The sequence below is a fragment of the Pseudomonas sp. ES1 genome, from assembly GCF_050586605.1.
GTDB lineage: Bacteria > Pseudomonadota > Gammaproteobacteria > Pseudomonadales > Pseudomonadaceae > Aquipseudomonas > Aquipseudomonas sichuanensis.
Genome location: NZ_JBOBDM010000094.1, coordinates 1 through 14,136 on the forward strand (window position 1 = coordinate 1; position 14,136 = coordinate 14,136).

10 protein-coding genes are annotated in these 14,136 nt (G+C 66.8%); 2 read left to right on the plus strand and 8 right to left on the minus strand.

Translation table 11 applies throughout. From position 1 onward, the window contains the following. Window positions 1-23: 23 nt before the first annotated feature. Genes peaD through peaA form a run of 4 tightly spaced genes read right to left on the minus strand, consistent with a single transcriptional unit; the run spans window position 24 to window position 4,539 of the window. Complete coding sequence (gene peaD / locus ACQ4N9_RS25300) at window positions 24-1,145, minus strand: quinohemoprotein amine dehydrogenase subunit beta (protein ID WP_430933996.1); 1,122 nt, start codon at window positions 1,143-1,145, stop codon at window positions 24-26. A gap of 19 nt (window positions 1,146-1,164) precedes the next feature. Further along, window positions 1,165-1,488, minus strand: coding sequence for a quinohemoprotein amine dehydrogenase subunit gamma (gene qhpC / locus ACQ4N9_RS25305; RefSeq protein WP_046855356.1), 324 nt, complete (start codon window positions 1,486-1,488; stop codon window positions 1,165-1,167). Window position 1,489: 1 nt separating this feature from the next. Further along, the gene (gene peaB, locus ACQ4N9_RS25310; protein ID WP_322360443.1) at window positions 1,490-2,920 is read right to left on the minus strand and encodes a quinohemoprotein amine dehydrogenase maturation protein; all 1,431 of its coding nucleotides are present in this window, start codon (window positions 2,918-2,920) and stop codon (window positions 1,490-1,492) included. 53 nt (window positions 2,921-2,973) lie between these two features. Beyond that, complete coding sequence (gene peaA, locus ACQ4N9_RS25315) at window positions 2,974-4,539, minus strand: quinohemoprotein amine dehydrogenase subunit alpha (protein WP_390970815.1); 1,566 nt, start codon at window positions 4,537-4,539, stop codon at window positions 2,974-2,976. A gap of 515 nt (window positions 4,540-5,054) precedes the next feature. Between peaA and ACQ4N9_RS25320 the strand changes: the two genes are divergently transcribed. Together ACQ4N9_RS25320 and ACQ4N9_RS25325 are read left to right on the plus strand one after the other, a co-directional pair. After that, window positions 5,055-6,548, plus strand: a complete 1,494-nt coding sequence (locus ACQ4N9_RS25320) for an aldehyde dehydrogenase family protein (RefSeq protein WP_390970817.1) — start codon at window positions 5,055-5,057, stop codon at window positions 6,546-6,548. A gap of 157 nt (window positions 6,549-6,705) precedes the next feature. Then, window positions 6,706-8,019 carry a hypothetical protein gene (locus ACQ4N9_RS25325; protein WP_390970819.1) on the plus strand — a complete coding sequence of 438 codons (1,314 nt, stop codon included), beginning with the start codon at window positions 6,706-6,708 and terminating at the stop codon, window positions 8,017-8,019. Window positions 8,020-8,216: 197 nt separating this feature from the next. On the opposite strand, the gene qhpG is transcribed toward ACQ4N9_RS25325, so the two are convergent. From qhpG to ACQ4N9_RS25345, 4 genes are read right to left on the minus strand one after another with little or no spacing between them, the layout of a single operon-like run. Then, window positions 8,217-9,509 carry a flavin-dependent monooxygenase QhpG gene (gene qhpG, locus ACQ4N9_RS25330; RefSeq protein WP_390970821.1) on the minus strand — a complete coding sequence of 431 codons (1,293 nt, stop codon included), beginning with the start codon at window positions 9,507-9,509 and terminating at the stop codon, window positions 8,217-8,219. Next, the gene (qhpE, locus tag ACQ4N9_RS25335) at window positions 9,502-10,179 is read right to left on the minus strand and encodes a subtilisin-like serine protease QhpE (protein WP_390970823.1); all 678 of its coding nucleotides are present in this window, start codon (window positions 10,177-10,179) and stop codon (window positions 9,502-9,504) included. Before qhpE ends, qhpG begins: the two co-directional genes overlap by 8 nt. Beyond that, complete coding sequence (locus ACQ4N9_RS25340; protein WP_390970825.1) at window positions 10,169-11,896, minus strand: ABC transporter ATP-binding protein; 1,728 nt, start codon at window positions 11,894-11,896, stop codon at window positions 10,169-10,171. Before ACQ4N9_RS25340 ends, qhpE begins: the two co-directional genes overlap by 11 nt. Window positions 11,897-11,899: 3 nt before the next feature. Beyond that, window positions 11,900-13,813 (minus strand): sigma-54-dependent Fis family transcriptional regulator, encoded by a 1,914-nt coding sequence (locus ACQ4N9_RS25345; protein ID WP_390970827.1) that lies wholly within the window; start codon window positions 13,811-13,813, stop codon window positions 11,900-11,902. Window positions 13,814-14,136: the final 323 nt, after the last annotated feature.

A 14,136-nucleotide genomic window follows, 5' to 3' on the forward strand; every position in this document is an offset into this window, starting at 1 on the left:
CCGGCGATGGCGCCGACACCGCTCTACCGGACGAACACCTGCGGCGTGGTGGTCGACATGTCACCGCCTGGCAGCTTGATGTTCTTCACCTTCTCCAGGGTATTCGGGTCGAACACCGCCAGGTCATTGAAGGTGCCACCCAGGTACAGCTTGTCGCCCGCCTTGTCGAAGGTCACGCAGTAGTAGGTATGTTCCAGATTCGCGGCCTTGACCAACTTCTTTTGCTTGATGTCGTAGCGCGCCAGGCGGTTGAGCACGCCGTACATCTGGTTGCCATCCTTCGGCGAGCGCAAGCCGGTGAAGTACAGCTCGGTCAGCTCGGCGAACTCTTCGGTTTGGGCCTTGCCGGTCTTCAGGTCGATGCTCAGGTAACCGTACAGCGGCTCGGCGGTGGCCGGGTCCTGCTTGGCATCCTTGAACTTGGCAATGGTGTAGAGCATCGAGAACTCATGCCGCGAGCTCTGGTGCGGCCAGAAGTACAGCACGTCGGGTGCGCTGTAGCCGGGGCGGTTCCAGTTGCGCAACGGCAAGGCGACGGTGTATTTGCCGGTCTTCACGTCCATCTTGTAGATGTCCGGCCCGGCCACGTACAAGCTGCCATCGTCGGCGGCGCGCATCAGGTACACCTGGCGCGGCATCGGGAAGGTGCGCACCGGCTTGGCGTCCAGCCCGTCGCCGGTGCGGAACACCTCCAGGCGCGGCGGCTTGACCACGTAATGGTCGTTCAGGCGCTGGCTGGGGTTGACCGTGGCATAGACTTCCTTGCCGTCGGGGCTGATGGCAAAGGAGTACATGGCCTTGCCCACCTCGCCCGGCACGCTGGACAGGTTGGCGTGGAAGGTGGTCTTGCAGCTGTCCAGGTCGATGCCATAGATATCGGCAAAGTGGTTGTTGAGCACGTAGGCGGTGCGGTTGTCCGGCGCCATCATCGCCGTGCCCGGGCCAAACGAATCGGGCATGCGGCAGGTCTTGTACAGGGTGTCGCTGGCCACCTCGACCACATGCAGGTTGTTCGGGTAGTTGGTGGCGATCAGGTATTCGTGGCCGGCCTGCAGGGCTTTGCCTGCGTCGTCGGCCTGGGCCGCCCAGGCACAGGCCGTGGCGGCGACGCTAAGCGCGAGTTGCGCGCAGAATCCAGGTTTCATGCGGTTTCCCCTTGTCGTTCTATTTGTCTTTCGGGAATACGGTGCCGAGGTTGCGCCAGTCTTCGGCGGAGTTGGTCGCCTGGGCGTTCCAGTCCTGGTAGGTGCTCATCATGTCCGGCACCTGGGCCGGCCACCAGCAAGGGTCGGAACAGCCATACAGGTCGGCCTCCATCGGCTGGCACAGCGAGCTGACGCCACCAAAGGCGTCCACCTCCCAGCCCGGGTCGGTGGTGGCGGTGCAGCCGGCCACGGCGCTCATCGCCAGCACTTCTTCGACGCGGTCCTCGGCGGCGGCCTGTTCAAGGATGCGCGCCTTGTTGTTCAGCGGTTTGAGGTGCTTCATGTCAGTGCGCCTTCCTGGGAGTGATGTAGCGATCGATGAAGGCCGGGTTGGCGGCCATGATGCGGCTGTAGACCTCGATGCCGAAGTCGACCCAGTCGCGCATCAGTTCGCAGTAGTGGTAGGTCGGGTGCTGCGGGTCGCCATAGCGGGCGTAGCTTTCGTGGTAGCAACCGCCGGAGCACAGGTTGCGGATGCGGCAGCTGTCGCAGCCGGTGCCAGTGCGGTCCAGGCGCTGCGACAGGAAGTCATTGAGCTGTGCCTGCTTCACGCCCTGGTGCACGTTGCCGAAGGTCGGCAGGCTGGAGCCGGTGAAGCGGTGGCACAGGTTCAGCTCGCCCTCGTGGTCCACCGCCAGCATCTTCAGCCCGGCACCGCACGGCAGGGCCTTCTTGTGACCCTCGTGGATATCGGTGATCAACTGATGCAGGTTGGAGAAGCCGATGTTGCGGTGTTCCAGTGCCGCCTCCAGGTAGCGCCGGCCGAGGGCCTTCATGTTGTCGAACACCTGCACCAGCTCTTCGCCGGTGAGGTTGAAGTCAGCCATGTCACCGGAGGTCACCGGGGCGAAGCCCACCTCGGCAAAGCCCATCTCGTTGAACAGGTGGTTCCAGATGGTCTCCACATCGGTGATGCCACGGGTCAAGGTCACGCGGGCCCCCACCGGTCGGCTGTCATAGCGCGACAGCAGCATGTCGGCCTTGCGCCGCACCACGTCGTAGGTGCCCTGCCCGCCCACGGTGATGCGGTTGCGGTCGTGCACGGTCTTGGGCCCGTCGATGCTGATGGACAGCCCGAAACGGTGAGCGTTGAGCCAGTCGACGATCTCTTCGGTGAGCAGCGTGGCGTTGGTGGTCATGATGAACTCCACCTGTTTGCCAGCCTCGGCGAAACGCCGCTCGCAGTAAGCCACCATGTGCTCGATCAGCGGCCGGTTGGACAACGGCTCGCCGCCGAAGAACACCACGCTGTAGCGGGTTTCGTCGGGCGACTCCTTGAGCAGCATCTCCACCGACGCCTCGGCGGTGGCGGTGCTCATCTTCTTGCCGGCCGAAGGCTTGTCGAGGTCTTCCTTGTAGCAATAGGTGCAGCTGAGGTTGCAACCGGTGTTGACGTTGAGCACCACGGTGTTGAGCGCGGTGCGCTCGACCTGCTTGAGGGCGATTTCCGGGGTCAGTGGCGAGCCGTCGCTGACCACTTCCAGGGCGATCAGCTCGCGCAGGGTTTCCTGGATGTCCTGCCCGTCGAACTGCTGGCCGAGCTGCTGCATCAGCTCCTCGGCAGAGCAGCCTTGGCGGCGCAGGGTGTCGATGATGCCGCCGGTCACCGCATCGGTGGCGAACAGCGAACTGCTGGGGATATGGAACAGCATGCGGTCGGCATCCACCTGCACTTCGTGCAGGTTGCGTTCGACCAGGTTCAGTAGTGCGCCCATGGCGACCTCCCGATAATCGATTCGTCAGGTGTTTACGCGCTTCGCCCCTGCCCTCAAGGCAACGGCGGGTTGTTCCAGCGCTGCACGGTGACGATCATGTGGCCCTCGCCGGTCTGGCCGCCGTCCGCCAGGGTGGCGATCACCTTCAAGTTGCCGGCGTTGTTGGTCATCATCTTGCGTTCGGGGTTGGGCCCTGCACCGCCAGGTACGAACACGCCGTCGGCCTGCATCTGCCCGGCGAACTTGACGTCTTCGTCCTCGACCGCCCGTTCGTTGAACGGCTCGACTTTCCAGGTGGCCGGCAGGTAGCCGATGCGCAGCGGCTGGCCGCTGGCGTCCTTGCCCCAGGCCTCGGCCTCGAAACGGCCCTGGACCTTGGGCACCGAAGCGCCGTTTTCGCCGATGCGGGCGATGGAGAACGCCGGCACCACCTTGACCTCCTCGACCTTGTCGTACACCGCCAGTTGCAGGCCCTTGAGCGCGCCCACCGACACCTCGCGCTGGCCGGCGGCGGCATCCTTGGCGGCACGCGCCTTGACCCGGATCAGCGTCGGTGTCGACTCCAGCACTTCGGTCACGGCCACACCCGCGCCCAGCTCCGGCTTGCCGGACAGGTCGCTGCCCACCAGGGTGATTTCGCTGTCGCTGCCGGCCTTGATGAAGGCCGGCTGCACCGCCAGCAAACGCCCTTGGCCAGCCTTGGCGGCGTTGAAGTCCAGACCGCGCTCGTCATGCTCGGCCTCGAACATGCGGCCCTTCATCTGCCCGTCGATGGCGGCGAACACCTGGCGCAGGTTGGCCTCGCCGACCTTGACGTTGCCGCGCCACTCGTAGCCGTTGTAGAGGATCGCCGAACCGCTGCCGTTGAACGGCGTACCGTCGGCATAAGCCCCCTTGACCTCGACCTTGAAGGTGTCGCCCTCGCCTGCGCTGACACTCATCACCCCGCGCACATCGCCCTTGGCGAGCATATGCCCGCTGAACGCCCACTGCCCCACCAGCGCGTCGGCCTTGGGCCGGTCCTTGAGCCATTCGGCCCAGGCCGGGTTGTCGAGGGGGAAGCGCTTGGCCAGGTCCGGCACCATCTGCTTGAGGGCGATGTCCAGCCAGTCGCGGTCGCGGGCCTGGGCCTGGTATTCGAGGGACGGCCACTGGCTCAGGTGGAAGTTGACCAGGTGCTCCCATTCCTGGGCCGGGCGCCGCTGCAACGCAACCCGGGCACCGGAGTGGCAACGCCCGCACATCTGGCTGAGCTGATCGTCGAAGTGCTCGACGGTGTTGAGCCTGCGCTCCATGGCGTAGCGCACGCCGTCGGTCTCGCTGGGTGCCAGGCCCTGCTTGTCGGCCAGGTACTTGACCAGGGTGCGGCGGTCGTCGTCGCTGATCTGCAAACCGTGCATCACCTGCATGCGGGCGATGCTCATCAGCCAGCCTTCGGGGGTCTTGCGCTGGTGGCTGATACGGCTGTAGCTGTCGTTGCCCTCGGGGATATGGCACCCCATGCACTTGTTCTGCAACAGGCTCGGGCCCTGCTCGGCCGCCATGGCCTGGGCGGACAGCAGTGCGGTGGCGACCAGCGCCAGTGTGCCCGCCTGCCGCCGGAGTCGAGTCGTCTTCAAGGTCAGACCTCCACGGTGTTGTTCTTATCGTTATTGCACGCTTGGGTACTGCGGTGTGCATGTGACAGTTGCGATACAGGAAGTGTGCCAGTTGCAGCAAAAATGTTTTGGATCAGTGAGTTGTCTGGGTTTTGCGGGTATGGACCAGCGATTGGGATTGTAGGTGAACGTCCCATTTCGCGACTGGGTGTTTCACCTTGAGACAACCGCCGGGGGCTGGCAATGCCAGCGCCGCCGTGCGGCCCTTTCGCGGCACAAGGCCGCTCCTGCAGGAGACCGCGATCCTCTGTAGGAGCGGCCTTGTGTCGCGAAAGGGCCGCAAAGCGGACCCTGCGCCCGTGAATCTGTGTCACATGCCGTCTCACCCGATCTCAATATGCAACAGATCACCCCTGATTCCTTCTACTCCCAATCAGGCAAAAGCCATCGCTAGCTGGGCCTCACCCAGCATCTGAGTCCTTTGGCACGCCCATTGCCCCTGCCCTGCTCACAACCATGACAAGAGGCACCGCCCCATGCATTCCGAACTGCCGATCCTCCCCGCCACACGCGACTTCCTCGCACGCAAGCTCAGGATGCGCATCGGCGCCGACTGGCAGGACGCCGTCAGCGGTCGCACCTTGAGCTTTCGCAACCCGGCCACCGGCGAAGTCCTTGGCGAGGTGCCCGCAGCCGAACCGGAAGATGTCGACCGCGCCGTGCGCGCCGCGCGCCAGGCCTTCGACGATTCGGCCTGGAGCCGCACTCGCCCGCGTGAACGGCAGAACCTGCTGTGGCGCCTGGCCGACCTGATGCAGCGCGACGCCCAGCAGCTGGCCGAACTGGAATGCCTGAACAACGGCAAGAGCGCCGCCGTGGCACAGGTGATGGACGTGCAACTGGCCATCGACTTCCTGCGCTACATGGCCGGCTGGGCCACCAAGGTCGAAGGCAGCACGGTCGAGCCTTCGCTGCCGCTGATGCCCAACGACCAGTTCCATGGCTTCGTGCGCCGCGAAGCCGTGGGCGTGGTCGGCGCCATCGTCGCCTGGAACTTCCCGCTGCTGCTGGCCTGCTGGAAGCTCGGCCCGGCCCTGGCCACCGGCTGCACCCTGGTGTTGAAGCCCGCCGACGAAACCCCGCTGACCGCGCTCAAGCTCGCCGAACTGGTGGATGAAGCCGGCTACCCGGCCGGGGTATTCAACGTGGTCACCGGCACAGGCCTGAACGCCGGCGCCGCGCTGAGCCGCCACCCGGGCGTGGACAAGCTGACCTTCACCGGCTCCACCGAGGTCGGCAAGTTGATCGGCAAGGCAGCCATGGACAACATGACCCGCGTCACCCTGGAGCTGGGCGGCAAGTCGCCGACCATCGTGCTGCCCGACGCCAACCTGCAGGAGGCCGCCGCCGGGGCTGCCACGGCGATCTTCTTCAACCAGGGCCAGGTGTGCTGCGCCGGCTCCCGGCTGTACGTGCACCGCAAGCATTTCGATAACGTGGTGGCCGACATCGCCGGCATCGCCAATGGCATGAAGCTCGGCAACGGCCTGGACCCGTCGGTGCAGATGGGCCCGTTGATCTCGGCCAAGCAGCAGGACCGGGTCACCGGCTACATTGAACTGGGCCGCGAGCTGGGCGCCACCATCGCCTGCGGTGGCGAAGGCTTCGGCCCGGGCTACTTCGTCAAGCCGACGGTGATCGTCGACGTCGACCAGCGCCACCGCCTGGTACAGGAGGAAATCTTCGGCCCGGTGCTGGTGGCCATGCCGTTCGATGACCTCGATGAAGTGGTGCGCATGGCCAACGACAACCCCTACGGGCTGGGCGCGAGCATCTGGTCCAACGACCTGGCCGCCGTGCACCGGATGATCCCGCGCATCAAGTCCGGCTCGGTCTGGGTCAACTGCCACAGTGCCCTGGACCCTGCGCTGCCGTTCGGCGGCTACAAGCTCTCGGGCGTCGGCCGCGAGATGGGCGCGGCGGCGATCGAGCATTACACCGAGCTCAAGTCGGTGCTGATCAAGCTCTGATCATTTGCCTGTACCGGCCTCTTCGCGGGTAAACCCGCTCCCACAGGATCACCACAGGCCTGAAAACCCTGGGGGCCTTGTGGGAGCCGGCTTGCCGGCGATGAGGCCCGGCCAGGCAATGCAGAAACCAAAGAACAACAAAAACATGGAGCACACCATGAGGCACACACTCGCCTGCACATTGGCCCTGCTGTTGAGCGCACCGGCCACCCAAGCCTACGAGCTGTACAACCACAACGGCAGCACCCTGAATGCCAACCTCGAAGCGCTGTTCGGCATCTTCCACAGCGACGAGAGCTACAACCAGTTCGGCAACCGCCAGCCCGGCAGCAGCAACTGGCGCGAGGGCTACGTCAAGTACGGCCTCAGTGGCAGCCAGGCCATCGCCGACAGCGGCGCGCTATACGGCGCGTTCAGCCTGCTCAGTTCCGCCACCTGGGGCGATGGCGACGCCGCCGGTTTCACTCTGGGCGACGAACGCCGCACCGCCGTCGAAGACCTGTACCTGGGCTGGCACTCCGGCACCCTGTTCCCGGCGCTGGGCGAAGACGGCATCGATATCTCCGGCGGCCGCCAGCTGGTCACCCTGGGCGATGGTTTCCTGATCCAGGGCGACCCGGTGAACGCCGGCAACGTCGACCTGGGCGCCAACTTCGACCGGGGCGGCGCCTACTACCTGGCCGCGCGCAAGGCCTTCGACCGCACCGCCGTGCTGCGCCTGGGCGGCAAGCAGGGCTGGCGCGGCGACCTGATGTGGCTCAAGTCCGACAACCACTTCCAGGCCGACAGTTCCATGGCCGTGGCCAACCTTGAGCATGTGGCCGACGCCGGCACCGTCGGCCTGAGCTGGATCCACGGCCTGGACGTGGACCGGCGCTACGCTGAGATCCTCGGCCTGGAGCACCGCGATGGCATGGACACGGTGAGCCTGCGCGGGCGCGGCAACCTGGGGGTGAAGGACCTGGAGCTGGCAGCGGAATATGTCACCCAGGACCGCACCGGCGGGCGTGAGGATGCGTGGTACCTGGAGGGCAACTGGACCTTCTCCGGCCTGCCCTGGTCACCCATCGCCACCTACCGCTACAGCCGCTTCTCGGAACACTTCGACCCGCTGTTCTATGGCCTGAGCCGCGGCTACGGCACCTGGTTCCAGGGCGAAGTGGCGGCCAACTATGCCGGGCCGTTCAACAGCAACAGCCAGGTCCAGCATGTGGCGCTCAAGGCCACGCCCCGCGAGGGGCTGACCGTGGGTGCGCTGTATTTCGACTTTGACCCGCTGAGCACCGACAAGGGCAATCTCGGGGGACGCGAGCTGGACCTGTACCTGGAATGGATGGTCAACGAGCACTGGCTGATCAGCCCGTTGGTGGGGTTCTACAAACCTGAGCGCAATGCCGACAACGGCGGCGTACAACTCGGCAGCCGAGATACCGGGACCTATCTGCAGTTGGTGGTCGGGACCTTCTTCTGACGATACTTCGGCGTTGCCTATGCCCTCGCCATCGCCGGCAAGCCGGCTCCCACCCCGACCGCGTAGCCCTGGGCCATGCGTTAACTCTGTGAGAGCTGCGGTACAAGACAGTTGCTCCCACGATTGCGCATGGCTTGGGTCGATGCGGTTGGTGTGGGAGCCGGCTTGCCGGCGATGGGGCGCAAAGCGGCCCCTGGTTATCCGCGATAACCTTGTTCGCCCAGCCACCGCCGCACCATGGCCTGCGACTCCCCAGCCAGCACCTGTTCCAGCGCGAGCCCCGCGCGCAGGCCACGGACCACAGGCGCCAGCTCCACCCCTTGCAGGTGCCACACCCCCAACGGCTGGTCTGCCGTGACCACCACCTCGGCCTCCTCCACGAAGCCATCACGCAACACCGGCCGACGCTCAACCGTCACCGCGCTCCAGGCGGCCTGGGCATGGATCGGCTGCGCATCCGGCCATGTGCGTCGCGCACCCCAGAACGCACCCGACGCCCTTGCCTGCTCCTGGGCGTAGAAATCCCGGCCAATGCGGGCAAAGCGCAGGAACAGCTGCTCGATACGCTCCTGATGAAAACGCTGCGCCAGAGCGGCGCTCTCAGGCCGCCGCAACAAGGTGTTGATCACCACCGGCGCCTGCAACGCCGACGACAACGACTGGAAAATCCCATTGCCCGACAGCGGGTCTACCGCCATTGCCGCATCTCCCACCCGCAGCCAATCGTCGCCTGCGCAACTGCCGGCCAGGATCGCCGTGCTGCTGCGCGCATGAACCTGGGCAGGGGCGAAGGCCTGTTGATCGAAGATTGCCCGTACCTGCGCCGAAGTACGCCGGCGCTCGGCGCAATACGCCGCGAGCTGTGCCTTGCCCGGCAGGCTGGCCGTACCTGCATCCAATGTCACTTGCCAGTAGCAACGGCCATCGTCCAGCCGCGCCATCCACGCCCAGCCATCGTCCAGGCTCTCCACGGCCGAGGCCGCAGCCCCTGGCGTGCCCTGCCAGAGGTTAAGCAGGCTGACGGTCTCCGGCCCGCGCAGGCGCCCTTCGGCCAGCGGCGCCTGGCGGCCACGGGCCTCGACCAGAAAGTCGCCATGCACCACCTGGCCATCGTCCAGGCGAACCCGATGGCCGGCATCGCGCAGCACCTCGCGCACCCGGCCTTCGATCAACTCGACCCCGGCCCGACGCAGGTCGTCACGCAAGGCCCGGTCGAAACGCTGGCGATCGAGCAAGCACTCCTGGTTCAGGCGCAGCTGTTCACCATTCCAGTGCACCTGCCGTTCAGCGGGGGTGGTGGCCTGCGCGAGTGCTGCCCCAAGCCCGGCATGCTGCAACCCGTCGAGCACGCGCTGGGAAACCCCTTCGATGGCGGCGAAGCGGCGCCAGTCGCTGACCACGGTCACGGCATAACCCAGGCGTCGCAGCCCCAGGGCCGTGGCGGCGCCGGCAGGGCCCGCGCCGAGTACCACAATGCGCGCGTCAGCCATCAGCCTGCCCCTTGCGCTCGGGGCCGGTGAACGCCGCGTGGTGTTTGAACCAGTGGATCAACGCCAGGTGTTCCAGCTCGGGCCGGTTGCGCAATACGCCAGCAACCAGGCCGCTGAACGCGCCACAGGCAAGGCTGGCACCCGCCCCGCCGGTGGTGCCGACATGGGCGCCGAAATCGGCCTGGGCGGTACCCAGCCATGACCATTCACCCGGCGCGCAGCGGGCATCACCCGTTATCCGAATCACCCCCGGGTAGCTTGCCGGATACACCGGTTCGCCCCGCGCCGGGCTTGCGGCACACAGCAGCACCCCGGCGGCCTGGGCTTCGGCGCAGGCCTGGCGCAGCACCGGGCGGTCCTGGTGCAGGCCCAGGCTCAGGTTGATCACAGCGGCGCCCTGCTCCACCAGCCACAGCAGCGCGGCGGCCACTTGCAGGGCGCTGGTACTCCATTGGCGGTCGAACACCTGGGCCAGCAGCAGCGGCATGGCACCGGCCTCAGCGCAAATACGCTCGAGCACGGCGCTGCCATGGCCAAGGGCATCGGGCAGCGCTTCGCCTTCCTGCAACACGCCGTCCGCCAGCCAGAAGCGCCGGGCATCGAGCAGCATGGCGGCCTGCCCGGGCGAGCAGCCGCTGTCGATCAGGCCAACGCGCAGTTCACTGGTCATGCGCGGCCGGCTCCTTGCTGCGCAGCAGGCCGTCGCTCAAGTGCAGATGCACATCGGCATCGGCCAAGGTCGAGGCGCGGTGGCTGATCAGAATGCGCGTGCGCCCGGCAAACAGCTGGTCGATGGCGGCGATCACTTCGCGCTCGGTGGCTTCGTCCACCGCCGAGGTAGCCTCGTCGAGCACCAGGATCGCCGGTTGCTGCAGCAGCGCCCGGGCGATGGCGATGCGTTGCTTCTGGCCACCGGACAGCTGCTGGCCACGCTCGCCGAGCATCCCGTCCAGGCCCAGCGGCAGGCTGCCGACCAAGCTGTCCAGGCGGGTCAGGCGCACCACGGCTTCGAGCTGTTCACGGGACGCTTCGGGCGTGCTGTAGGCGAGGTTCTGCGCCAGGGTGCCACGGAACAGCATGATGTCCTGGCTGACCACCGCGATGCGCCGGCGCAAGGCCTGCAAATCGAGTTGGCGCAGGTCGATGCCGTCGAGCAGGATGCGCCCGGCATCGGGGTCGTAGAACCGCTGCAGCAGGTCGATCAGGGTCGATTTGCCGACGCCCGAGGCGCCGCTGATGGCGACCTTGAGCCCGCCCGGCAGGCTGGCATCGACGCCGCGCAGCACGCCGCCCTGGCGCTCATCGTGGGCAAAGTGCACCGCCTCCAGGCGCAATTCGCCGGGCCCGTCGGCGATCGGCAGCGGCGCTTCGGCTGGCTGAACCGCGACCGGCTCACGCTTGAGTTCCATCACCCGCCCCAGGCTCACGGCCATGCGCTGCACCGCCACGTACAGCCCCAGCAGGCTCTGCACTGGCCCGACCGCCATGCCCAGGTAAGTGGAAAACGCGATCAGTGCGCCGAGCTGCCAGGTGCCTTGGATCACCCACCAGCCGCCGACCAGGAAGGCGCAGGCGCGGCACCACGAGGTCAGGGTGCCGGGCACCGCCTGGGTGAAGAATTCGGTGAGCTGGACCTTCAGCAGCTGGCTCATGTAGCCCTGCCCCAGGCCTTCCAGGCGCTCGGCCTCGCGGCGCTGCTGGCCGGCGGCCTGGATGAACTTCATCGCCGGCAGTGTTTCGACCAGGAACGACGACACGTCCGCCGAGCGCTCGCGCAGGCTGCGCACCTCGCGCTCCACCTTGCGGCGCATCCAGCGCAGCCACAGCACTTCCAGCGGGATGAGCAGCGCCAGCAGCAACGACAGTTGCCAGGACAGCAGCAACATCAGGGCCAGCGCGCCGACCAGGCCGATCACCGCCGACACCGCCGAGAACAGCGAGTCCACGGCAAAGCGCTGGATCTCGGCGACGTCACCGTCCAGCCGCGAAAGGATATCGCCGGTGCGCCGCCGCCCGTAGAAGGTCGGCGACAGCTGCTGCAGATGCCGGTACAGGTCATCGCGCAGGGCGAACAGGATGCGCCCGGACAGCCGCGTGTGCAGGTAGCGGTTCACCCCCGCCAGCACGGTGCCGAGCAGGCCGGCGCCGATCATGATCGCGGCCATGTGCCAGAGGGTCTGGTAGTCCTTGGCCAGCAGGCCTTCGTCGATCAGGGTCTTGACCAGCCAGGGTTGCGCCAGGGCCAGCAACGAAGCGCCCAGCGACAACCCCAGCAACACGCCGATGGCGCGCCGCTGCGGGCGCACGAAACCGTACAGCCAGGCCAGGGCCTGGCGCATCAGCAGCGGGTCACTCGATTCGATCAAGCGTGAGAACAGTCCGCCCATGGTTCAACCGCGCAACTGTTTGAGTTTGCGGTACAGGGTGGCGCGGCTGATGCCCAGCGCCTCGGCCGCCGCCGAAACATTGCCCTGGTGGCGTGCCAGGGCGCCGCGGATCAGCTCCAGTTCGTTGTCGCGCAGGCTGCCGGAGGGCGTCGTGCCGCTGGCCAGCTCGTCGAGCAGACAGTCGGTGAGGTGGTCGAGGGTCAGCACCTGCTCGCCGTCCTCGCGCATGGCCAGGGCGGTGCGCAGCACCATCTCCAGCTGGCGGATGTTGCCCGGCCAGTCGAAGTTTTCGAGCAGGCCGGCCAGCGCCGGGTCGAGGCTCACGCCACGGGCGCCGAACTTGCCCAGCAGGGTTTCGATGATGCTGGCCAGGTCGTCGCGCTCGCGCAGCGCCGGCAGGCGCAGGGACACGCCGTTGACCCGGTAGTACAGGTCTTCGCGAAAATGCTGCTCGCTGACCAGGCGCTTGAGTTCGCGGTGGGTGGCGCAGATCAACGCCACGTCGATCTCCTGCTCGTCACCCGCGCCCAACGGCGCCACCCGGCGTTCCTGCAGCACGCGCAGCAGGCGCGCCTGCAGGGCCAGCGGCATGTCGCCGATCTCGTCGAGGAACAGCGTGCCGCCGTGGGCCTGCATCAGGCGCCCGACCATGCCGCCACGGCGCGAACCTGTGAAGGCGCCTTCGCGGTAGCCGAACAGCTCCGACTCGATCAGCCCCTCGGGGATCGCCGCACAGTTGACCGCGATGAAGGCTTTGTCGCCACGCGGGCTGGCCTGGTGCAGAGCCCGGGCGATGACTTCCTTGCCGGTGCCGGTTTCACCCAGCAACAGCACCGGCAAGCCATTGGCCAGGCCCTGGCGGGCCATGCGCAGGCCACGGGCCAGGCGCGCATCGGCGCCGGCCAGCGCTTCCAGGGCCTGGGCCCTGGCCGGTTCTGCGGGCCTGGAATTCGCCGTGGCGCTGTTGAGCTTGGCGTGGCGCGGTAGCTGCACGGCGCGGAAGAAGAAGTCGCCCTTGGCGGTCTGCACGCTGCTGACGCCGCCTTGCCACAGGCGGGAGATGAAGGCTGGCGATCGTTCGCCGAGCAAGTCGCTGCAGCGCCTGCCGAGCAGCGCTTGCCGGCTCAGCTGGAGCAATTGGCAGGCGTTGTCGTTGGCGGCCAGCACTTCGCCGTCCAGGCTCAGGGCCAGCAGCCCCTGCCAGGCACTGGCCAGGTATTGTGGGCGGCTGTGAAAAGCCAGCACCAGGTGCTCGGGGTGGCACAGCCCGAACAGGCGGCACTCGATGTTGCCGGCGGCGAGCATCAGCGCGGTGAGGCTGTCCTGGGGCTGGGCCATGACCCCTTCGCGGGTCACGTCGAGCACGCCGATCACTTCACCATGGGGGTCGCGCAGCGGCACCGAGGTACAGGAAAACGGGCTGAGGCGGTCGAGGTAATGCTCGCCGCAGTTGATCAGGGTGGGCTGGCCTTCGACCACGGCCGTGCCGATGGCGTTGGTGCCGCGCAGCGCTTCGCTCCAGCAACTGCCGGGGTGCAGGTCGCGCAGGCCCTCGCGCTCCAGCGCATGCTTGTGCCCTTCGATGGCCAGCACGTTGGCCTGGGCGTCGCCGAGGATGACGATGCCGCTCTGGCCCTGGCGGCGCACCAGGTAGTCCAGCTCGGGGGTGACCGCGTCGATCAGCAGCCGGTTGTGCTCAAGCAGCGCGCGCAGGTCGAGGCCGTGGCGAATGCCCAGGCCTACCTGCTCACCCTGCAGGCAGTCCAGGCCATGGCTGAGGCTGCGCCGCCAGGAGGCGTCGATTTCGTCGCGCAGCATCCCCGAGGGCAGTTCGCCCTCGTTGGCCAGCTTCAGGCGGACCAGGCGGGATTGCTGCAGCGGGTCATGGGCGTTTGTTGTGAGTGTTTGTCGCGCCATTGCGTGCTCCAGCTGTGCCCCGGTAGAACGGGGCATCGGGCATCGGAATTTTCGGCAGTGTGCGTCAGAATTCGTCAGCCGTCATCAGGGGGGCAGGCAAAAAGGGGGTGTAGGGCGGAAGGTTTGCGGCGTTCTCAAGTGGGATCGCATGAGGGCCACGAGGTGCAGGGCGACAGATTTGCAGCGCTCTCAAGATCGAGCGCCGCCCGCGCGGCGCTTCGCGGGTAAACCCGCTCCCACAGTTTGTTTCGGGCCAGTCTCTCCTGTGCCATCACCTGGTCAGCCTTGTTGGTACGACTCGGTTTCAGTGTGGGCGTTGCCGC

Coding starts and splice junctions, on each gene's coding strand:
- peaD (WP_430933996.1), bottom strand. CDS start 1,145: ATGAAACCTGGATTCTGCGCGCAACTCGCGCTTAGCGTCGCCGCCACG.
- qhpC (WP_046855356.1), bottom strand. CDS start 1,488: ATGAAGCACCTCAAACCGCTGAACAACAAGGCGCGCATCCTTGAACAG.
- peaB (WP_322360443.1), bottom strand. CDS start 2,920: ATGGGCGCACTACTGAACCTGGTCGAACGCAACCTGCACGAAGTGCAG.
- ACQ4N9_RS25320 (WP_390970817.1), top strand. CDS start 5,055: ATGCATTCCGAACTGCCGATCCTCCCCGCCACACGCGACTTCCTCGCA.
- ACQ4N9_RS25325 (WP_390970819.1), top strand. CDS start 6,706: ATGAGGCACACACTCGCCTGCACATTGGCCCTGCTGTTGAGCGCACCG.
- qhpG (WP_390970821.1), bottom strand. CDS start 9,509: ATGGCTGACGCGCGCATTGTGGTACTCGGCGCGGGCCCTGCCGGCGCC.
- qhpE (WP_390970823.1), bottom strand. CDS start 10,179: ATGACCAGTGAACTGCGCGTTGGCCTGATCGACAGCGGCTGCTCGCCC.
- ACQ4N9_RS25340 (WP_390970825.1), bottom strand. CDS start 11,896: ATGGGCGGACTGTTCTCACGCTTGATCGAATCGAGTGACCCGCTGCTG.
- ACQ4N9_RS25345 (WP_390970827.1), bottom strand. CDS start 13,813: ATGGCGCGACAAACACTCACAACAAACGCCCATGACCCGCTGCAGCAA.